The following is a 19,515-nucleotide window of genomic DNA, read 5'->3' on the forward strand; positions in this document are numbered from 1 at the left end:
GCGAAAAGTTCTGCTCAATTGAGTGCATGACTGCCGAGCGGCACCTGATCACCCGTGATCACATCGACTTCGGCCGGGTGTGGTCGGCCGCGTGTCGCACCTGACCCGGCGCCGACCCTTCTGAGTCCCCGCCGCGCTCCGTCGCACCCCGTACCGCCCCTTCGCGCCACGGGGTTCCCGCCTCCTGAGGCGCCGCCCGCCCCGGCGGCACCGAGGCCGCTTCGCCGTGCCCGGCTCCCGGTACGGCCCCAGAGGACCTGAGGGAAGGTCACCCCCCATGCCCGTGGAGTTCCTTGGCATCGCCGCCACCAACAACGGCTCCGAAACGACCCCGCGCTCCGGCGCCTCCTCCAACGCCCTGGTCGGCACCCCGGAGACGGTCGCCCGCGCGCTGCTGGACTACGACGACCTCGGTGTCGACATCCTCTCCGCCCGCGGCTACGACCTGCTGGGCGACGCCATCGACTCCGGCAGGCAGGTGATCCCGATCGTCCGCGCGGAGGTCGTCGGGCGCGACGCCCGGCGGACGGAGCGCGGTCCCCACACCCTGGCGGCGGACAGTCCCACGGCGGGCAACCCCACGGCGGTGCGCGAGTGACCTCCGTCGAGCGGACGGACCCCGATGAGCGGACGGCCTCCGCCGCGCAACCGCCACCGGCCCCCGCCGGGCCCGTGGTCCTGCGGGCGGCGGTGTCCGACCCCAGGACAGGGCCCCTGCTGCGCGAACTCGGTGAGGAGTACGCGGCCCGCTACGGCAGGGACGCCCACGCCGAACTCGCCCGCTACCCCGACGAGGAGTTCACCGCCCCGTACGGCGGTGTCCTGCTCCTGCTCCTGGAGGCCGGAGAGCCCGTCGCGGGCGGCGCGTTCCGCCGGTACGACGAGAGCACGGCCGAGCTGAAACGGATCTGGACGCACTCCGCCCACCGGCGGCGCGGGCTGGCCCGGCGTGTCGTCGCCGAGCTGGAGCGCGAGGCGGGCGCCCGGGGCTACCGGCGGATACGCCTGACCACCGGTCCCCGCCAGCCCGAGGCCCGGGGGCTGTACCTCAGCACCGGCTACACCCCGCTGTTCGACACCGAGGCCGACCCGGAGTCCATCGGCCTCCTGCCCTTCGAGAAGCATCTGCCGCCCGCGGGGCACCGGGCCCGCCCGGGCGTCCGCGACGAGTGAGCGCCCGGGTGCGGGTGTCCGTACCCGGAGCCCCCCATCACCACGCGGAGCACCGGGGCCGTCGGCATCTACTGCTCCGGGACTGTCGGCACCCACCGCTCCGGGACGGGCGTGCCCCTCGGCCCCGTACCGCGCCCCCGCCACCGCACGCCACCGCACGCCTCCGAAAGGTCCGCCATGGCCACCGTCCTGTCCGTCTCCGGAAGCCCCTCCGCCACCTCCCGTACCGCTCATCTCCTGCGCCACCTGGACCGACGGCTCACGGCCCAGGGACACGAGGTGATCCCCCTGGACGTCCGTACCCTCCCCGCCGAGGCCCTGTTCGGCGCCGACCTCCGCCACCCGGCGATCACCGGGGCGGCCACGCTGTTCGACCGCGCCGAAGGGATCGTCATCGGCACCCCCGTCTACAAGGCCGCCTACTCCGGACTGCTGAAGTCGCTGCTGGACCTGCTGCCGCAGTACGCCCTCGCGGGCAAGACCGTCCTGCCGCTGGCGACCGGCGGCACCACCGCACACGCCCTGGCGATCGACTACGCCCTGCGCCCGGTGCTCAGCTCCATGGGCGCCACCCACATCGTCCAGGGCTGGTTCACCCTCGACCAGGACATCACGGTGGGCGACTCCGGAGCCGTGACCGTCACCCAGGGCGCGGCCGAGGCCCTGGCCCAGGTGGTCGACCGGTTCTCGGCGGCTCTCGGCGGCCGTACGACCCGCCTGGCACCCACCGGATGAGCACAAACACCGCAGCTCACCGGCGAAAGGGCCCCGGTACGGGGGGCGGTGCCGTACGGAAGACGGGCCGTACCCCCTTGACGCGGCCCGCGCGCCACCGGAAACTCCAGAGCAGAATCCCCAGCGCCAGCGGACGGGCAGGAGCGGACAGGACATGACGGAGCGTCTGGAGTCGCCCGCAGGCTGTGCGGTGCGCGCGCCCCAGCCGCCGCTGCTCCTGACCTCCCGCCGCCACATCGATCTCCTGCGCGTCTCCAGCGCGGCGAGCCCTCCGCGCTGATCCGGCGGTGCCCAGCGGCACCGCGTCCCGGTCGCGTACGCGCGCCCCGCTTCCCGCGCGCGTACGCCCGCCGCACCTCCGTGCATCAGAGAGCCGGACCCGGACCGAGGGAGACCCATGTCCGCCACCCTTCCGACCACCCTGCCCGCGCCCGCCCCGCCACGACCGTTCCGGGGCAGGATCGGCCGTGATCCGCGCGGCGGCTACTACGCCGCAGCGCGCCGCTACCGCCTCCACCTGTCGCTCTCCTGCCCCCGCTGTCTGCGCATCGCCGTGACCCACAGCCTGCTCGGACTGGGGGAGACCCTCCCGGTGGTCCTGCTGCCCGCGGTCCCCGACAGCCCCGACGGGGGACACCTCGCCCTGCGCCCCCTGTACGAGGCCAGCGCGCACCGCTACCCCGGACCGGCCGCCGCACCCGTCCTGAGCGACGGCTGGACGGGGCGGATCGTGAGCACCCACACCCCCGACATCCTCCGGGACCTGGCCCGGACCTTCGGCGGTCCCGGCCCCGACCTCTGTCCGCAGGGGGCCGAGGAGGAGCTGGCAGCCGTCGGACGGCTCTGCGCGTACGGCATCGACGAAGCCGCCCAGCACGCCGGACGGGCCGACACCGACGCCCGCGCGCGCCGGATTGCCCTCGATACCCTGCTGCGGGCCCTGGGCTCGCTGGAACGGACCCTCACCACCCGGGAGTTCGTCCTCGGCGACGGACCCACCGCCGCCGACGTACAGGTGTGGGTGGCCCTGGTGCAGCTCGACACCGTGCACCGGCTGCACCTCGACGCCGCAGCGGTCCATCGCGTCGCCGACCATCCGAGGCTGTGGCGGTACGCGCGGCGGCTGGCAGCCCGGCCCGCCTTCGGCCGCAATCTCGACCTGGACGGCATCGCCCGCAGGCACCACGGCCACTGCCGGGGGCTGGAGGCCGCGGGGGCGGCGGTGCAGATCCTGGACTGGACCGGGCAGCTCCCGGACGGGGCCGATGACGCGCCGTCCCGGCGGGACCCGGACGGTTTCACGAAACCGCAATACGCCCTCCACCTGAGGCCGCACGGCTCCGCCTAGTCTGCGGACATACGGACATTCGGACAGGACGTGCTCCGGTACGGCCTGCTCCGGCGGCGCCCGCTCCGGTATCACCTGCTTCCCTGCCCCCCGGTGCGATCACCTGCTTCCGTACCCCCGGCGCCACGCCCCCGCGTCCGGCGCCACAACGACCTGCGACGAGTGGCCGGAGTCCGCTGTCGTTCCTGACCGTTCACTGCCGCCGGCCCTCCGCGCGAGGGCCGGTGACCACCCAGGGTCGACCAGGAAGGCCCCTGCTGTGTCCCCACCTTCCCCCCTTTCCCCAACGTCCCCTCTGCACCTCGCCGTCGCGCTGGACGGCGCGGGCTGGCACCCGGCCGCGTGGCGTGAGCCGGGCGCCAGACCCCGCGCCCTGTTCACCGCCGGTTACTGGGCCGGTCTTGTGGCCGAGGCCGAACGCGGCCTGCTCGACTTCGTGACCTTCGAGGACTCGCTCGGCCTGCAATCCGCGCACCCCTTGGCCCCCGAGTACCCCCCGGCCTCCGCGCACCCCCTGGCCCCCGACACCCGCACCGACCAGGTACGGGGCCGGCTGGACGCGGTGCTCGTCGCCGCCCGTGTCGCCCCGTTGACCCGTGCCATCGGGCTGGTGCCGACCGTCGTCGCCACCCATACCGAGCCGTTCCACATCTCCAAGGCCATCGCCACCCTGGACCATGTCAGCGCCGGGCGCGCGGGCCTGCTCCTCCAGATATCGGCGCGGCACGACGAGGCCGCGCACTTCGGCCGCCGGACCTTCCCCCGTCCGAACCCCGAGAACGCAAGGGACGCAGAGAACGCAGAGTACGCAGAGAACGCAGGGGACACCCGGCGTACTGAAGGCACCGGACAACCGCCCGCCCCGGCCGGACCGGACCTGATCGCGGAACTCTCCGACGAGGCCGCCGACCACGCCGAGGTGGTGCGCCGCCTCTGGGACAGCTGGGAGGACGACGCGGAGATCCGCGATGTCGCCACCGGACGCTTTATCGACCGGGACAAATTACATTACATCGACTTCGAGGGCAGGCACTTCAACGTCAAGGGCCCCTCGATCACCCCCCGGCCACCGCAAGGACAGCCCGTCATCAGCCTGCTCGCCCACCGGGACGTGCCGTACTCCCTGGTGGGCCGTACGGCCGACATCGCCTGTGTCACCCCGCACGACACCGGACAGGTCCGCGCCGCCGTCGCCGAGATCCGCGCCGCGCAGGCCGCGGCGGGCCGGGCGGACGAGCGGCTGCCCGTCCTCGGGGACCTGGTGGTCTTCCTGGACGACGACCACGCCGCGGCGACCGACCGGAGGGCCCGCCTGGACGGCCTCGCGGGCCACCCCTGGACCAGCGACGCCGCGATCTTCACCGGCACCCCCGCAGACCTGGCGGACCTGCTCCTGGAGTGGCGCCCGTCCGGTCTCGGCGGCTTCCGGCTGCGCCCCGGGGTCCTCGGCCACGACCTGGAGCAGATCACCCGGGGCCTCGTCCCCGAACTCCAGCGCCGGGGCGCCTTCCGGCACGCCTACGCCGCGGACACCCTGCGCGGGCACCTCGGGCTGCCCCGCCCCGCCAATCGCTACGCCACCGCCCGATCCGGAGGTCCCCGATCCGGAGGTCCCCGATCCGGAGGCCCCCGATCCGGAGGCCCCCGATCCGGAGGCCCCCGATCCGGAGGTACCTGGCCCGGAGGTCCCCGATCCGGAGAAGCACGGCCCGGAGGTGCCGTCCGACCATGACCCGTCCGACCAGGGAAGAACCGTCAGGGAACAGGCCCCGGAAACAGATCCGCCTCGCCGCCCATTTCCCCGGCGTCAACAACACCACCGTCTGGAGCGACCCCCGGGCGGGCAGCCATATCGAGTTCGCCTCCTTCGCGCATCTGGCACGGACCGCCGAACGCGCCAAGTTCGACTTCCTGTTCCTCGCCGAAGGGCTGCGCCTGCGCGAGCAGGGCGGACGGATACACGACCTCGACGTGGTCGGGCGCCCCGACACCTTCACCGTGCTCACCGCGCTCGCCGCCGTCACGGAACGGCTGGGCCTGACCGGCACCATCAACTCCACGTTCAACGAGCCCTACGAGGTGGCCCGCCAGTTCGCCAGCCTGGACCATCTCTCGGGCGGACGCGCCGCCTGGAACGTCGTCACCTCCTGGGACGCCTTCACCGGCGAGAACTTCCGGCGCGGCGGCTTCCTCCCGCAGGAGGAGCGCTACTCCCGGGCCCGGGAGTTCCTGGCCACCGCCAACGAGCTGTTCGACTCCTGGAACGGGGACGAGATCGTCGCCGACCGGCACTCCGGAGTCTTCCTCGGGGACGCGCGGGCGGGAACCTTCGCCCACCGCGGACAGCACTTCGACATCACCGGCCGGTTCAACGTCCCCCGCAGTCCCCAGGGCCGCCCGGTGATCTTCCAGGCCGGGGACTCCGAGGAGGGACGTGAGTTCGCCGCGTCCAGCGCCGACGCCATCTTCAGCAGGCACAGCACCCTGGAGGCGGGCCGGGAGTTCTACGCCGATGTCAAGGGACGCCTGGCCCGCCACGGCCGGACCCCCGACCAGCTCCTCGTCCTGCCCGCGGCGACCTTCGCCCTCGGCGACACCGACGCGGAGGCGCGGGAACTGGCCCATGAGGTGCGGCGCCAACAGGTCAGCGGCCGGACCGCGATCACCTACCTCGAACAGGTCTGGAACCGCGACCTGTCGGCGTACGACCCGGACGGCCCGCTCCCCGCCGTCGACCCGGACCCCGGTGAGCACACCATCGCCCAGGGCCGCGCGAGCGTCCGGATGTTCGGCGACCGGCTCGCCGTCGCCCGGCAGTGGCGCGAGCGGGCCGCCGCGGAGAACCTCTCCATCCGCGAACTGGTCATCGAGACCACCGGCCGCCAGTCGTTCATCGGCTCCCCGGCCACCGTCGCGGCGACGATCGACACCTTCGTCCAGACGGACGCCGCCGACGGCTTCATCCTGGTGCCGCACATCACCCCCGGCGGACTGGACGAGTTCGCGGACACCGTCGTCCCCCTGCTCCAGGAACGCGGGGTGTTCCGCCACGACTACACCGGCACCACCCTCCGCGAGCACCTCGGCCTGGCGCACCCCGACGCCCGGGCGCGGCCGGGGCCCCGGCGGGCGGTGCCATGACCGCCCGGGTCCGGCGGCGCACCGGGCCCGGCGGCCCCGGCCCGGCGCGCACCGGGCTCCCGCCCACCCGTCGGCCGCCCCGGCCGTCGGCTCCCCGGGCTGCTCCCGCCGACCCCCGGCCCCCACCGGCACCCCGCCCATCGACCGCTGAGGAGCGACACCCCACCATGTCCGGCATCCCCCTGGGAGTCCTCGACCTCGTTCCGATACCGTCCGGTTCCACCGCCGCGGACGCGCTGCGCGACACCATCGACCTCGCCCGGCAGACCGAGCGGTTCGGCTACGCCCGCTACTGGTTCGCCGAGCACCATCTCAACCCGGGCGTGGCCGGAGCCTCCCCCGCCGTCGTCCTGGCCCTGACCGCCTCCGCGACCTCCACCATCAGGATCGGCTCCGGCGCCGTGCAGCTCGGCCACCGCACCGCGCTGTCCACGGTCGAGGAGTTCGGACTGATCGACGCCCTGCACCCGGGACGGCTCGATCTGGGCCTCGGCCGCTCCGGCGGACGCCCCTCCGGTCGGACGGCGGCGCCCCGGCCGTCCGCCACCACCCCCGTCGTGGACGGACGCGCCCCCAACGGTCTGCGCATCCCGCCGCGCTTCTCCTTCGAACACCTCCTCGGCTCGCCCCGGTTCCGGCTCCAGCACACACTGCTGCACCAGCCGGGCGCCGGTACCCAGGACTACGGCGAGCAGGTCGACGACATCCTCGCGCTGCTGCGCGGCGACTACCGCTCCGCGGACGGGACCGAGGCGCACGCCGTCCCCGGCGAGGGCGCCGATGTGCAGATCTGGATACTCGGCAGCAGCGGCGGGCAGAGCGCCGACGTCGCGGGCCGCAACGGTCTCCGTTTCGCCGCCAACTACCACGTCAGCCCGGGGACCGTCCTGGAGGCCGCCGAGGGCTACCGCGCCGCCTTCCGGCCCTCCGCCCACCTCGACAAGCCCCATGTCAGCGTCTCGGCCGATGTCGTCGTCGCCGAGGACGACGCGACCGCCCGCGAACTGGCCACCGGCTACGGCCCCTGGGTCCGCAGCATCCGTACCGCCGAGGGCGCCATCCCCTTCCCCACCCCGGCGCAGGCCCGCGCCCTCACCTGGACCGACGCGGACCGGGCCCTGGTCGCGGACCGCGTCGACACCCAGTTCATCGGCTCCCCGGGACGCGTCGCCGACCAGTTGGAACAACTCCAGGAGGCCACCGCGGCCGACGAACTGATCATCACCACCATCACCCATGACCACGCCGACCGGGTGCGCTCCTACCGGCTCCTGGCACAGGAGTGGGAACGCCGATGAGCCCGCGGTCCGGTGCCGGTCGGCGGACCGGCCGGGCGCGCGTGACGGGCGCGCGGCGGGTGTGGACGACCGGAGCGGGCCCGGACCGGCGGTCACCGGCCGGGCCCGCCCGCACAGGACGCGTACGGGGTCAGGACCAGGCCCCGGCCGCCGCCGCACGGCGCGCGTAGGTGCCGAAGTCGATCGGTTCACGCCCCAGGACGCGCTGGACGCCGTCGCCGGGCTCGGCGTAGTGGCCCGAGCGCAGGCCCTCGAAGAGGAGGTCGAACTCGCCGACCGCTTCCTCGGGCAGCCCGGCGGAGCGCAGTTCCTCCCGGTACCGCTCCGGGGTCAGCTCGACGAACGTGATCGGACGCCCGGCCTCCCGTGCCATCGTCGCGACGGCCTCCTCGAAGGTGACCGGACGCGGCCCGGAGAGGTGGTACACCTCGCCCTGCCGGTCGCTGTCCCCGGTCAGCAGTGCCGCCGCGACCTCCGCGATGTCCTGGACGTCGATGAACGGGTCAGGGACACCGGCCGTCGGCAGGGCCAGGCGGCCGGCCCGGAGCTGGTTCCGCCAGATGGCGTCGTCGTCGAAGTTCTGGTTGAAGTTGTTGGGGCGGAGGATGGACCACTCCACACCGGAGGCCCGTACCGCCCGCTCGGCGGCGGTCATGCCCAGGAAGAGGGTCGGGGGCAACTCCTCGATCCCGCGCCCGGAGAGCACGACGAAACGGCGGACCCCCGCCCCGGTCGCCTGCTCGACGAAGTCCGCCACCGGGGACGGGTCATCGGGGGCGATCAGATAGACGGCCCCCGCGCCCTCCAGCGCGGGCCCCCAGGTGCTCCGCTCGAACCAGTCGAACACCGTCTCCCCCCTGCGGGACGCGGAGCGTACCCGCCGTCCTGCCTCCCGCAGGGTCCGGACCAGCGGACGCCCGGTCTTCCCCGTACCGCCCAGGACCAGAATCGCCTTGTCGTCAGTGCCTTGGGTGCTCACCGTGCTCTTGTTCGTCATGGCAGTCAGTCAACCGGGCCGGTGACCGTGGACCCATGGCCGGCCGTACGGGGAACATGTCCGATCGTCCTGCCGTTGGGAAGGAACATGGACCCGTTCGACGACCTGCTGCGCGGCATCCGCGCGGACGGCGCCGCCTTCAGCCGACAGGAGCTGTCACCGCCCTGGGCTCTGCGGTTCGCGGAGGCCGGCGAGACGGAGCTGACCCTCGCCACACCGCTCCGGGGCGAGGGCTGGATCTGCTCCGAGGAGGGCGGTGGGGAGCCCCGTCCGCTGCGGACCGGTGATGCCCTGATCGTCCGGGGGCCGCAGCCACGCCTCCTCGCCGACCGGCCCGCCGCGCGTTCCGGGGGTCCCGCGCCGCTGCCCGTCACCGGCCGGACGACGCTGTTCGTCGGCACCTACCGGGTGCGCGGCGCGGTGTCCCGGCAACTGTTCGGGGTACTGCCCCCGCTGATGGTGATGTCAGGCGACGGCTGCCCCGCCGTGCTCGACCTGCTGGACGCGCTGGCGGGCGGGGTCCCGCCGGAACGGCAGGTCGTCCAGGACCGCCTGCTGGACTGGCTGCTGGTGTGCACGCTCCGCGGCTGGTTCGACCAGCCGGACGGCCCGCCGACGGGCTGGCTCGGCGCACTGACGGACGACACCGTCGGCCCGGCCCTGCGCGCGATGCACGACGCACCCGAGCGCCCCTGGACACTCGCGGCCCTGGCCACCGCGTCGGGCGTGTCCCGCACCACGCTGGCCCAGCGCTTCACCCGGCTGGTGGGCCGCCCGCCGCTGACCTATCTGACCGACTGGCGGATGGCGCTCGCCGCCGACCTGCTGACCGAGTCCACCGCGACCCTCGCCGCCGTGGCCCGCCAGGTGGGCTACGCGGACGCCTTCGGTTTCAGCGCCGCGTTCAAACGGGTCCACGGAGTCAGCCCCAGCGCCTACCGCGACAACGGCGGGACGCGGACGGGGGCGCTGCGCGCGGAAACCGGGGGAGCCCCGGACCACGCAGGTCCGGGGCTCCTTCCGGCTGGTTCCGCCATCAGTGGGTCAACGCGTCATCAGTAGATGTTGACGTAACCCCAGATACCGCGGGTGGCATACGACCGGCAGTACCCCCGGGTCGCCGGGGTGGCGTCGACGTGCAGCTGAACACCGGCCAGGCACTGGGACATCGTCTGGTACGGCGACAGACAACGGTAGCCCGGGTCGGCCGCGGGGGCCCCGGACGGACAGGACAGGATCACCACATCGGATGCCTGAGCCGGTGCCTGCACCGACACGGCCTGAGCCTTCGCCTGAGCCGGGGCGGACGGGGCGGCCTGTGCCGTCCCCGTCATCAACCCGGCGGACAGGGCGGCTCCCAGCCCCAGACCCATCAGAGCGTGCCGAACGCGCATGACGTACTCCTTTCGGAGAAGTTCGAGCGGGCAGCGAACGGAGATCAACGTGCCACACGGCAGAAGCGCTGAACAGATACCCCCGGCGGGGATAACCCCCCGACCGGACCCGCTACCCGCGCGTACCCGCACGCTCGTCCCCGGGACAGGCGCGGCAGGGCGGCGGGCATCACCGGGTGATGGACCGGCGCCCGCCGGGCGCCGGGTGTGTGGGAACGGTGCCGACATCCGGCTGACCTGCGATGGCGCCGGTCGCGTTCCGGTCCGGCCCCGGGAAAGGATGTTAGGGGCGCCCGGCGGATGATGGCCTTCATGGAGGGTGCGGTCGAGCAGATCAAGGTCTGGTTCCGGTTCGTCCCTCGTGAAGGGTGGTTGCCGCAGGACACCGAGGGTCTGTGGGCGGTGAGGCTGAGCGACGGTACCGCTCGGGTGGAGAACGCCGCTTTCCTTCAGGACGGGGTGGCCGAGGGCGATGTGGTGCGGTACCGGACCGACTCCGACGGGCACCACTGGGCCGTCGGGCGGACCAGCTCCTCCGGCAACTGCACGATCCGTGTCGTGCCCGTCCCCACGGGCCCTCTCGGCAGCAGTGCTCAGCCGGTCCGGCAACGGCTTTCGGTGTTCGGACTCCGGGGTGAGGTCTTCAGCGAGGACTTCCCCATGGTGGCCTTCACCGTGCCCGCGGGCGCGGATTTCGCCGGAATCAAGGCTCTCCTGGCAGAGGGGCGGGCACAGGGCTGGTGGCACTACGAAGTCGGCTGCGGCACCGACGAGTGGTGGGCCGCTTGACCGGGGTCCTCGCCGGGCCCGGGGGACCGGTCGGCCCCCCAAGGAGGCCGACGGTGGGCTCGTTCGGCTACTGTCCTGTCACCAACGCGCCGGCAGCCCGTTGAGGCCGTGGACGGCCGCCGCTCCCCGGAACGGGAGCTCTTCCAGGGGCTGCGCGAGCCGGAGGTTCGGCAGTCTGCGGAAGAGGGTTTCCAGGGCGATCTCCATTTCGAGCCGGGCCAGCGGTGCCCCGAGGCAGAGATGCGGGCCGTGGCCGAAGGAGAGATGGCCCGTGGCACGGCCCTCTTCGCCGTCGAGGACCAGTTCGTCCGCGCGGTCGAAGGCCCGGCTGTCGCGGTTGGCGGTCGACAGGGCCACGAGGACTCCCTCCCCGGCGCGGACGGTGCAGCCGTCGACCTCGACGTCCGCCACGGCGGCCCGGCTGATGCCGTGCTGGCCCAGGGGGCTCACCTGGCGCAGTAACTCGTCGGCGGCTGTGGCATACCGCTCGGGCGCGCCGCCCCGGAGCGCTGCCGTTCGCTCAGGGTGCTCCAGCAGGACCGCCACCGACAGGGCGATCGCCGACGCCGTGGTGTCGTGACCGGCGACGAGCAGCAGCCGGCACATGGAGGCCACCTGGGCGAGCGTCAGATCGTCCCGGGCCGCGAGATGGCTGATGAGGCGGTCGTCGGGCTGCTCCCGCTTGGCCGCCGCCAGCTCGCTCAGATACGCGTGCAGATCGGCCCAGCACCGCGACGTCTCCTCCGGCGTGGCGTTCCACCGCGCCAGCCCCTCGGTGGTCCGCTCGAAGAACTCGTGCTCCTCGTAGGGGACGCCGAGGATGTCGCAGATCACCAGCGACGGCACCGGCAGGGCGAACTCGCTGTACAGGTCCGCCTGCCCGTGCGGTTCGATCCGGTCGATGCGCTCGTCGACGAGGGCCTGCACCGCCGGGCGCATGGCCCGGACCCGGCGGGCCGTGAACCAGCTCGTCAGCATTCTCCGCTGCCGGGTGTGCTCCGGGGCGTCCATCCGGACGAACGAGGGTTCTCCCTGGGCGAAGAAACGTTGTTGCGGATTGATCAGGGGGAAGCCGGGGGCGTTGATGTCCGCGCTGAACCGGGGGTCGGACAGGACCAGCCGGGCGGTGGAGTGCCGGGTGGCCAGCCACGCCTCGCTCCCGTCGTAGAGCGTGACCCGGGTGAGGGGGCCCTCCTCACGCGCGGCCTCGTACACCGGCGGCGGGGAGAAGGGGCAACTGCCCCGGGGCGCCGGAACGGGGATCGTGGAGCCGGACACATCGGAACCCAGGGGGCTCGACATGGAGGGACCTCGCCTTCTGCTCGCCTGCGGCAGGCGCGCCGCACGTCCCTGCCCGGCAGCGCCTGGTACGGAGACATCGCCCACGGGGGCGCCGGAACGGCGGCACGCCGCACGGCGACGGCCCGGCCGTTCCTCCGCGCGGCCCGGGGACGGGGCGGTCGGCACCGTTTCGCGACGGTGATCCCGGCGCCCGTCCCCTCCGGTCCGCGCGTATGTCCTACGTACACCTGTCTCACCTGACCGCACGGCTGTGATCACCGAGATGGTTCAACAATCATCGAATTCTGTCCCCCTCGGTCCGCCTCTTCCGCGCCGCGCCGGGGGCGCCCCACCGGCGCCACCGGGGAACCTCGGGCCGCAGTCGGCGCCGCCGGGGCGTCCCAGGTGAGCGTGAGCCCCGCGTACACATGGCGGCCGGCCTCGATGGCGAGCAGCAGGGCCGTGTCGCCGGGCCGGACACGGCCGGCCGTCCAGCCCGCGTCGAGGGCCAGAGGCACCGCGGGTGAACCCGTGGCGCCCCGTCGGCGAGGGGCAGTTCCGTACCGCCGCCGAACCCTCCCGCCCGCGCGGCGCCATCGCCGCCGCACACCGGGGCCGCTCCGCGTCCCCCGACCCGCTTGCGGCCCGGCCCGTCAGGGAAGGCACCGATGATGGGCAATGAATACGTTGAGGGCAACTACGCACCGGTCCGTACGGAGCACACCGTCACCGAGCTGAAGGCGACCGGTCGCATCCCGGAGTACCTGGACGGCAGGTATGTGCGCAACGGACCCAATCCGATAGCCGATGTCGACCCGGACGCCTACCACTGGTTCATGGGCGACGGCATGGTCCACGGTGTGCGTATCCGGGACGGCCGGGCCGAGTGGTACCGCAACCGCTGGGTGCGGACCTCACGCATGAGAATGGCCGCCGGAGAGATCTCCCGGCCACCGAACCACCGGGCGGGCGTCGAGCTGTACGGGGCGAACACCAATGTCATCCGCCACGCGGGCCACGATCTCGCCCTCGTCGAAGGCGGTATCGCCAGCTATGAGCTGGATCATGAGCTGGACACCATGGGCCCCTGGGACTTCGGCGGCACCCTGCCGGGCGGCTACACCGCGCACCCGAAGGCCGATCCGGTGACCGGCGAACTCCATGCCGTCACCCACTATTTCGGACAGGGGAACCGGGTACGGTACTCGGTCATCGGCACGGACGGGCGGGCCCGCAGGACCGTGGACATCCAAGTGCCGGGGATGCCGATGATGCACGACTTCTCGCTCACGGAGAAGTATGTGGTGCTCTATGACCTTCCGGTGACGTTCGACGCCCGGCAGGCCGCCCGTATCGCCGTCCCGCGTCCGCTGCGCCCGCTGCGTCCGGCCGCCGCGCTGGTGCTGTCCGCGCTGGTCGGCCGGGTCAGGGTGCCCGACCCGATCGCCGCGATGGTCGGGGCACGGATGCGGGCCAACGAGAACCTGCCGTTCCGGTGGAACCCGCGCCACCAGGCCCGTATCGGCCTCATGCCGAGAGAAGGGGGCTCCTCCGACGTCCGCTGGTTCGAGGTGGAACCCTGTTACGTCTTCCACACGCTCAATGCCCATGACGCCGGTGACACCGTCGTCCTGGACGTCGTGCGCCACCCGAGGATGTTCGTCAAAGACCTGCACGGGCCCAATGAGGGAACAGCCGCCCTCCACCGCTGGACGGTGCACCCGGCCGCGGGCAAGGTGGTCGAAGCACGGCTGGACGACCGGCCCCAGGAGTTCCCGCGCGTCGACGACCGGGTCGTGGGCCGACCGCACCGCTACGGCTATGCGATGGGCGCGCTGACCGGGGCGATCCCCACCGACGCGGTCCTCAAGCACGACCTGAGGGCCGGAACGGTCACCTCCCGCGCCCTGGGCCGGGGCAAGGAGGCGGGCGAGTTCGTCTTCGTACCGAGCCGGCCCGACGCGGCGGAGGACGAAGGCGTCCTCATGGGCTTCGTCTACGACGCGACCACCGGGCACAGCGATCTCGTCCTGCTCGACGCCGCCACCCTGGAGACCGTGGCGACCGTGGGGCTTCCCGTCCGGGTCCCGCACGGCTTCCACGGCAACTGGCTGGCGACCGGGTCCTGACCGCGCCTCCCGACAAGGCGGAATCCCGTGAAGACCATGTCCATGACGGAGGAGCTCCACACCCACGCCGTCGCCCACAACCGCCCGTGACACTCTTCCAGAGCCTCCACCTCAAAAAATAACGATTCCTCGCCCATGAGCTTCCTCACCAAAACCGGCGGAGCACTTTCAAGGGCGCCTGACGGGATCATCCCGGTTCAGGCGCCCTTTCCAGCTCCTGGTCCGTGAGGGGGGAGAGGCCGGAAGGGCACACGGCTCCGCGCGGGGTGGGGGACTGGCACCGGCAGCCGCGCCGCCGCGCTCGGATGACCACACCGGTGGGAACGCGGTCCAGCCGCATGGGGCCCACGCCGGTGGGGAGGACGCGATGTGGTGTTCGCGGTCATCTCCCGCGAGCGGAACACTGGAAGGGGGATACGGGCCCCCTTCCGCCCGGCGCGAGACTGCTCACCGAGGACTGCGCGGTCCGGGACGCGTTCGGAATCCCGCGTTCCTTCGGGCCGGATGCCGAGGTGGGCAGTACCGGGGAGGCGGTCTTCCCGGATGCGTCGACCGGGGCGGCCGACTCGATGTCGACGCCCTCCGGGAGGCGATGCCGACGGGGCGTGCCGTCCTGCGCGCCCAGAGCCGATCCGTCCCTTTCCGGTCATCGCAGCGCCGACCAGTCGGTCATGCGGGGCCCGTCAGGTCTGCCGCGGTGGGCAACGGCTCGGCGGCGGAGGGTACTTCGCCGAGCCGTTGCCACTGAACCATTCGTAACCCATGGGTTACACTTGCTGGCATGGATGAGGTCACCAACGCGATAGCGGACCCGGTACGCCGGGACATCCTCGTCATGCTGCGCGGGACGACGCTCACCGCGGGGGAGATCGCACGGCACTTCCCCATCAGCCGGCCGGCGATCAGCCGGCACCTGCGGGTGCTGCGCGAGAGCGGCTTGGTGCGGGACGAGCTCGCGGGTACTCGGCGGCTCTACCGCCTTGAACCGGCAGCCCTGGCGGAGCTCGCCGAGTGGATCGCCGTACTGCGTACCCCGGCCGGGTGGGGGCACCGCCTGGACGCGCTGGAGACCGAGGTCCGCCGCGCCGGCCGGGAGCGGGCCGGACACCGTACGACTCAGGACCGGGACCACACGGAGGACATCGCATGAATCCCACGCCCACCGGCCGGCTCACGCCCACCCCCGACGGCCACGACCTGATACTGACGCGTACCTTCCGGGCCCCGATCGACGACGTCTGGGCCAGCGTCACCGAGCCCGGGCGCACCGCACGATGGTTCGGTCCCTGGGAGGGCGACGCCGCGGTCGGGCGCACGATCAGGGTCCGGCCCGCCTTCGAGGAGAACGCGCCGTGGTCCGACGCGCGGATCGAGGCGTGCGAGCCGCCGCACCGGCTGGCCCTCTCCCTGCTCGACGGGGCGGGCGACTGGCATATCGAGCTACGCTTGTCCGTCTTGTCCGCCTTGGGCGGGGCGACGGAACTGCGGCTGATCCACCACCTCACGGACCCGAAGGGCGTCGGGGAGGTCGGACCGGGCTGGGAGTACTACCTCGACATGCTCCGTGCCTCCCGCGGCGAAGCCGGTGAGCCGCGTTTCGAGGACTACTACCCCGCCCAGCGCGACTACTTCGCGGCCCTTGCCGCCGAGGGTTCCGCCCGGTAGGCGATTCCGGCCGGTGCGACGCGATCACGAGGAGATGCGCGTGATCAAGAGCCCCGCCGCGAAGCGGATGGCCGCGGTGGCACAGGGCAGGTGTGTGTCCGCCCACCAAAGCGGCGGGCACCCGAAGGAGATCTCTCCGAGCATCGGCATCAACGCTCAGCAACAGATATCTGTAGGTCAGCGCGGCGCCAAACCATGATCGACGAGCGCAGTTCCAGCGTCGGGACATCGCTCATGGAACGCTGCACGGCGGAGGCTGGTCCCTGAGGTTCCTGAGGTCCCTGAGGTCCCTGAGGTCCCTGAGGTCCCTGAGGTCCCTGAGGAGGGCGCGTCACACCCGGGTCCTGGCCCGGAAACGCCAAGGATTCTCGTCTGCCGGCGGCACCGGGGCGACGGCGCTGCTGACCGGCGGCCATGGGCTTCCACGCCGTCACATCCGCTCCCCCTCCACCGGATAGGGGATGAAGGTGCTGCTGTTCTGGTCGATCAGGAGGGGATGTCCGACGGGCGGGGCCGCGCGCTGGGGACAGGCGAGTCGTTCGCAGGCGCGGCAGCCCATGCCGATGGGGGTGGGGGCGGAACCGGTGAGGTCGAGGCCGTCGGAGTAGACGACGCGGTGAGCGTGGCGGATCTCGCAGCCGAGTCCGATGGCGAAGGTCTTGCCGGGGTCGCCCCAGCCGCCGTGGTGGCGGGTGAGGGCACGGGCCGTCCAGAGGTAGCGCGAGCCGTCGGGCATCTCGGCGACCTGGACGTGGATGCGGCCGGGGGCGGTGAACGCCTCGTACACGTTCCACAGAGGGCAGGTGCCGCCGGTCCGGGAGAAGTGGAACGCGGTGGCCGACTGGCGTTTGGACATGTTGCCCGCGCGGTCGACGCGGACGAAGGAGAAGGGAACGCCGCGCAGCCGAGGGCGCTGAAGGGTGCTCAGGCGGTGGCAGATGGTCTCATGTCCGAGGCCGTAGTGGTCGGTGAGGCGTTCGATGTCGTAGCGCACCTCCTCGGCGGCCTTGTGGAAGGTGCGGTAGGGGAGGATCAGCGCCGCCGCGAAGTAGTTGGCGATGCCGATCCGGGCCAGGGCGTGGGCGGGTGAGCCCGCCGGGAAGTCCTCGACGGCCTGGCGGTCCAGTCCGTCGCCGTATTCGAGGAGGGCGAGCTGGGTCGCCATCCGGAACGCCTGCTGTCCGGGGCGCAGCCGGGAGGAGAGGTGCAGGGTCCGGCTGCCCTCGTCATAGCGGTGCAGGTGATCACCGGCCCCGGTGCTGACGCGGACGCGGTGACGAGCGGCGAGCCGGTCCGCGAGGACGCGCAGAACGTCACCGGGCCGGATGCCGATCTCCTGTGCCAGTTGCTCGGCCGCGATGTCGGTGTCGTGGAGGTAGTTGCCCCGGCGGTGGAAGAAGTCCCGGATCTCCTCATGGGGGGAACGGGCGGCCTCGGCGGTGTCCCGGCCGTCCGTGGCGTGGGCGAGCCGCTCGGAGAGCTGTTGGTCGCGGCGGCTGAGGTCGAGGAGTACGCGGGCGACGGCTGGCAGCCGTGCGGCGAGTTCGTTCAGATCGGCTGCCGATACCCGGGCCTCGGTGAGTTCGCCGGCCAGTGCCTCGCGGAGGTCCGCCACCAGGCGGGTCGTGTCGTGTGCGGAGAAGAAGCCGGGTTCCACTCCGAAGGCTTCGGTCAGCCGCAGCAGGACGGGGACGGTGAGCGGGCGGGTGTCGTGCTCCATCTGGTTCAGATAGCTGGGGGAGATGGCCAGCAGGCGTGCCATCTCGGCCTGGTTCATTCCGCGCTCCTCGCGCAGCCGCCGGAGTCGTGCTCCCGCGTAGGTCTTGCCCACCGCGTTCTCCTTCCCCGGCCGGGCTCGGTCGGAATCGGCGATCGGATGATCCCTCCCGCGGCCTTCGCAAGGTTGGCAGACAGCACGCGGAAGATTCGCACAGCTTGGCCATCATCCACGGTTGTTGGCACTCGGTGCCAGTGTCAGAGTCTGAGCACGGCCCGCCGCGCTCCCCGCGGCAACCGTCGGGAACCGGGCGCGATTCATGCCCTGACGTCGGTGATCCCGGTAGCGACGGTGCTGATGAAGCGCCCTTGCCCAGGTCGGAAGTACCGGGGTGGCGGCGGGCCGCATCCAAGAAGACGACACCGAGTGCCCTGCTCTTCCCGCCATGGCGAGATGGGCATCCCGGCAGTAACCGAGGACACGGTGATGGAAATGACAGAGACCGGGACAGAGACAGAGACGGCCGGGGCGCCGGCAGAGACGGCCGAGACGCTGGCGGAGCGCTGGGCCACCGAACCTCGCTGGCGGGACATCGAGCGGACCTATGGGGCCGAGGAAGTGATCCGGCTGTCCGGCAGTGTCCGGGAGGAGCACACCCTCGCCCGGCGCGGCGCCGACCGGCTCTGGCGCCAACTGCACGAACTGGACTACGTCCACGCACTCGGCGCCCTGACCGGCGGGCAGGCGGTCCAGCAGGTCAGAGCGGGGCTCCAGGCCATCTACCTCTCCGGCTGGCAGGTCGCGGCCGACGCCAACCAGGCCGGGCACACCTATCCCGACCAGAGCCTCTACCCGGCCAACTCGGTGCCCCAGGTCGTCCGCCGGATCAACAACGCCCTGCTGCGGGCGGACCAGATCGCCACCGCCGAGAACGCCGGGGACGGCACTGACTGGCTGGCGCCGATCGTCGCCGACGCGGAGGCCGGTTTCGGCGGCCCGCTGAACGCCTTCGAACTGACCAAGGCGATGATCGAGGCAGGCGCCGCCGGGATTCACTACGAGGACCAGCTCGCCTCGGAGAAGAAGTGCGGCCACCTCGGCGGCAAGGTCCTGGTGCCGACCGCGCAGCACATCCGCACCCTCAACGCCGCGCGGCTCGCCGCCGACATCGCCGATGTCCCCACGGTGATCATCGCCCGTACGGACGCGCTCGCGGCCTCCCTGATCACCAGCGACGTGGACGAGCGCGACGCCGAGTTCCTCACCGGGGAGCGGACGGCGGAGGGCTTCCACCGGGTGCGGAACGGCATGGCGCCGGTGATCGCGCGCGGACTCGCCTACGCCCCGTACGCCGATCTGCTGTGGATGGAGACCGGAACGCCGGACCTCGCCCAGGCCCGGGAGTTCGCCGAGGCGATCCACGCCCAGTACCCGGAGCAGCTGCTGGCCTACAACTGCTCCCCGTCCTTCAACTGGAGGGCCGCCCTGGACGACGACCGGATCGCCAAGTTCCAGCGAGAGCTGGGGGCGATGGGGTACCGGTTCCAGTTCATCACCCTCGCCGGGTTCCACTCCCTCAACCACGCCATGTTCGATCTCGCCCGCGGCTACGCGGAGCACGGCATGACCGCCTATGTCGACCTCCAGGAGCGGGAGTTCGCCGCCCAGGCCGACGGATTCACCGCGGTCCGGCACCAGCGCGAGGTCGGCACGGGGTACTTCGACCTGGTCTCCACGGCCGTGAACCCCGCGTCGTCCACGACCGCGCTCTCGGGCTCCACGGAGGAGGAGCAGTTCCACTAGCCACCCGCCGTGATCCGGGCCGCCCCTCGCCCGCCGCGGTCCGGA

General features: G+C 72.4%; 18 protein-coding genes and 1 pseudogene. 15 read left to right on the forward strand and 4 right to left on the reverse strand.

All coding sequences use genetic code 11. From position 1 onward, the window contains the following. Nucleotides 1-346: 346 nt before the first annotated feature. The 8 genes and pseudogenes from CRV15_RS32475 to CRV15_RS32505 all read left to right on the forward strand — a co-directional run. A pseudogene (locus CRV15_RS32475) lies at nt 347-598 on the forward strand (alkanesulfonate monooxygenase); the annotation flags it as partial. Beyond that, nucleotides 595-1,173 (forward strand): GNAT family N-acetyltransferase, encoded by a 579-nt coding sequence (locus tag CRV15_RS32480; RefSeq protein ID WP_003963359.1) that lies wholly within the window; start codon nt 595-597, stop codon nt 1,171-1,173. The pseudogene CRV15_RS32475 and the gene CRV15_RS32480, both read left to right, overlap by 4 nt. 177 nt (nt 1,174-1,350) lie before the next feature. Beyond that, the gene (gene ssuE, locus CRV15_RS32485; protein ID WP_003952842.1) at nt 1,351-1,908 is read left to right on the forward strand and encodes an NADPH-dependent FMN reductase; all 558 of its coding nucleotides are present in this window, start codon (nt 1,351-1,353) and stop codon (nt 1,906-1,908) included. 154 nt (nt 1,909-2,062) lie between these two features. Continuing rightward, nucleotides 2,063-2,188, forward strand: a complete 126-nt coding sequence (locus CRV15_RS37605; RefSeq protein ID WP_009999368.1) for a putative leader peptide — start codon at nt 2,063-2,065, stop codon at nt 2,186-2,188. A 117-nt stretch (nt 2,189-2,305) separates the two neighbouring features. After that, complete coding sequence (locus tag CRV15_RS32490) at nt 2,306-3,256, forward strand: glutathione S-transferase C-terminal domain-containing protein (RefSeq protein ID WP_003952844.1); 951 nt, start codon at nt 2,306-2,308, stop codon at nt 3,254-3,256. A gap of 259 nt (nt 3,257-3,515) precedes the next feature. Further along, nucleotides 3,516-4,988 (forward strand): LLM class flavin-dependent oxidoreductase, encoded by a 1,473-nt coding sequence (locus CRV15_RS32495; protein WP_003963362.1) that lies wholly within the window; start codon nt 3,516-3,518, stop codon nt 4,986-4,988. Next, complete coding sequence (locus tag CRV15_RS32500; RefSeq protein ID WP_003952846.1) at nt 4,985-6,397, forward strand: NtaA/DmoA family FMN-dependent monooxygenase; 1,413 nt, start codon at nt 4,985-4,987, stop codon at nt 6,395-6,397. The genes CRV15_RS32495 and CRV15_RS32500 overlap by 4 nt, the downstream gene beginning before the upstream one ends. A 167-nt stretch (nt 6,398-6,564) precedes the next feature. Then, a complete protein-coding gene (locus CRV15_RS32505) occupies nt 6,565-7,695 on the forward strand; it encodes an LLM class flavin-dependent oxidoreductase (RefSeq protein ID WP_009999371.1) in 1,131 nt (376 codons plus the stop codon). Nucleotides 7,696-7,825: 130 nt separating this feature from the next. On the opposite strand, the gene CRV15_RS32510 is transcribed toward CRV15_RS32505, so the two are convergent. Beyond that, nucleotides 7,826-8,692, reverse strand: a complete 867-nt coding sequence (locus tag CRV15_RS32510; RefSeq protein ID WP_003963364.1) for an NmrA family NAD(P)-binding protein — start codon at nt 8,690-8,692, stop codon at nt 7,826-7,828. 87 nt (nt 8,693-8,779) lie between these two features. On the opposite strand from CRV15_RS32510, the gene CRV15_RS32515 reads away from it, so the two are divergent. Then, the gene (locus CRV15_RS32515; RefSeq protein WP_003952850.1) at nt 8,780-9,754 is read left to right on the forward strand and encodes an AraC family transcriptional regulator; all 975 of its coding nucleotides are present in this window, start codon (nt 8,780-8,782) and stop codon (nt 9,752-9,754) included. On the opposite strand, the gene CRV15_RS32520 is transcribed toward CRV15_RS32515, so the two are convergent. Continuing rightward, nucleotides 9,748-10,086 carry a hypothetical protein gene (locus CRV15_RS32520; RefSeq protein WP_003952851.1) on the reverse strand — a complete coding sequence of 113 codons (339 nt, stop codon included), beginning with the start codon at nt 10,084-10,086 and terminating at the stop codon, nt 9,748-9,750. The two genes, CRV15_RS32515 and CRV15_RS32520, sit on opposite strands and share 7 nt — an antisense overlap. Before the next feature lie 300 nt (nt 10,087-10,386). Here CRV15_RS32520 and CRV15_RS32525 point away from each other — a divergent pair, with 300 nt between their 5' ends. Further along, the gene (locus tag CRV15_RS32525; protein ID WP_003952852.1) at nt 10,387-10,875 is read left to right on the forward strand and encodes a DUF4265 domain-containing protein; all 489 of its coding nucleotides are present in this window, start codon (nt 10,387-10,389) and stop codon (nt 10,873-10,875) included. A 78-nt stretch (nt 10,876-10,953) separates the two neighbouring features. On the opposite strand, the gene CRV15_RS32530 is transcribed toward CRV15_RS32525, so the two are convergent. Beyond that, the gene (locus CRV15_RS32530; protein WP_009999372.1) at nt 10,954-12,177 is read right to left on the reverse strand and encodes a cytochrome P450; all 1,224 of its coding nucleotides are present in this window, start codon (nt 12,175-12,177) and stop codon (nt 10,954-10,956) included. Nucleotides 12,178-12,827: 650 nt separating this feature from the next. On the opposite strand from CRV15_RS32530, the gene CRV15_RS32540 reads away from it, so the two are divergent. From CRV15_RS32540 to CRV15_RS32555, 4 genes are all read left to right on the forward strand, one after another. Beyond that, the gene (locus CRV15_RS32540) at nt 12,828-14,285 is read left to right on the forward strand and encodes a carotenoid oxygenase family protein (RefSeq protein WP_003952856.1); all 1,458 of its coding nucleotides are present in this window, start codon (nt 12,828-12,830) and stop codon (nt 14,283-14,285) included. Between the two features lie 781 nt (nt 14,286-15,066). Further along, on the forward strand, nt 15,067-15,435 hold the full coding sequence (locus CRV15_RS32545; RefSeq protein WP_003952857.1) for a metalloregulator ArsR/SmtB family transcription factor: 369 nt from the start codon (nt 15,067-15,069) through the stop codon (nt 15,433-15,435). Then, the gene (locus CRV15_RS32550) at nt 15,432-15,950 is read left to right on the forward strand and encodes an SRPBCC family protein (protein ID WP_003952858.1); all 519 of its coding nucleotides are present in this window, start codon (nt 15,432-15,434) and stop codon (nt 15,948-15,950) included. Before CRV15_RS32545 ends, CRV15_RS32550 begins: the two co-directional genes overlap by 4 nt. A gap of 40 nt (nt 15,951-15,990) precedes the next feature. After that, nucleotides 15,991-16,149 (forward strand): hypothetical protein, encoded by a 159-nt coding sequence (locus CRV15_RS32555; RefSeq protein ID WP_230864381.1) that lies wholly within the window; start codon nt 15,991-15,993, stop codon nt 16,147-16,149. A 231-nt stretch (nt 16,150-16,380) separates the two neighbouring features. Here the strand turns inward: CRV15_RS32555 and CRV15_RS32565 are convergent, their stop codons facing one another. Further along, entirely contained in the window at nt 16,381-17,781 is a 1,401-nt protein-coding gene (locus tag CRV15_RS32565; RefSeq protein WP_003952860.1) for a short-chain fatty acyl-CoA regulator family protein, read from the reverse strand. A gap of 372 nt (nt 17,782-18,153) precedes the next feature. On the opposite strand from CRV15_RS32565, the gene aceA reads away from it, so the two are divergent. Beyond that, nucleotides 18,154-19,470: an isocitrate lyase gene (gene aceA, locus CRV15_RS32570; RefSeq protein WP_009999377.1), complete on the forward strand. Its 1,317-nt coding sequence runs from the start codon at nt 18,154-18,156 to the stop codon at nt 19,468-19,470. The last annotated feature ends 45 nt before the right edge of the window (nt 19,471-19,515 follow it).

It is taken from the genome of Streptomyces clavuligerus, assembly GCF_005519465.1.
Lineage (GTDB): Bacteria > Actinomycetota > Actinomycetes > Streptomycetales > Streptomycetaceae > Streptomyces > Streptomyces clavuligerus.

Bases quoted from the DNA above. Each gene is read 5' to 3' on its own strand.
- ssuE (WP_003952842.1), top strand. From the start codon at position 1,351: ATGGCCACCGTCCTGTCCGTCTCCGGAAGCCCCTCCGCCACCTCCCGT.
- CRV15_RS37605 (WP_009999368.1), top strand. From the start codon at position 2,063: ATGACGGAGCGTCTGGAGTCGCCCGCAGGCTGTGCGGTGCGCGCGCCC.
- CRV15_RS32490 (WP_003952844.1), top strand. From the start codon at position 2,306: ATGTCCGCCACCCTTCCGACCACCCTGCCCGCGCCCGCCCCGCCACGA.
- CRV15_RS32500 (WP_003952846.1), top strand. From the start codon at position 4,985: ATGACCCGTCCGACCAGGGAAGAACCGTCAGGGAACAGGCCCCGGAAA.
- CRV15_RS32505 (WP_009999371.1), top strand. From the start codon at position 6,565: ATGTCCGGCATCCCCCTGGGAGTCCTCGACCTCGTTCCGATACCGTCC.
- CRV15_RS32510 (WP_003963364.1), bottom strand. From the start codon at position 8,692: ATGACGAACAAGAGCACGGTGAGCACCCAAGGCACTGACGACAAGGCG.
- CRV15_RS32515 (WP_003952850.1), top strand. From the start codon at position 8,780: ATGGACCCGTTCGACGACCTGCTGCGCGGCATCCGCGCGGACGGCGCC.
- CRV15_RS32520 (WP_003952851.1), bottom strand. From the start codon at position 10,086: ATGCGCGTTCGGCACGCTCTGATGGGTCTGGGGCTGGGAGCCGCCCTG.
- CRV15_RS32525 (WP_003952852.1), top strand. From the start codon at position 10,387: ATGATGGCCTTCATGGAGGGTGCGGTCGAGCAGATCAAGGTCTGGTTC.
- CRV15_RS32530 (WP_009999372.1), bottom strand. From the start codon at position 12,177: ATGTCGAGCCCCCTGGGTTCCGATGTGTCCGGCTCCACGATCCCCGTT.
- CRV15_RS32540 (WP_003952856.1), top strand. From the start codon at position 12,828: ATGGGCAATGAATACGTTGAGGGCAACTACGCACCGGTCCGTACGGAG.
- CRV15_RS32545 (WP_003952857.1), top strand. From the start codon at position 15,067: ATGGATGAGGTCACCAACGCGATAGCGGACCCGGTACGCCGGGACATC.
- CRV15_RS32550 (WP_003952858.1), top strand. From the start codon at position 15,432: ATGAATCCCACGCCCACCGGCCGGCTCACGCCCACCCCCGACGGCCAC.
- aceA (WP_009999377.1), top strand. From the start codon at position 18,154: ATGGAAATGACAGAGACCGGGACAGAGACAGAGACGGCCGGGGCGCCG.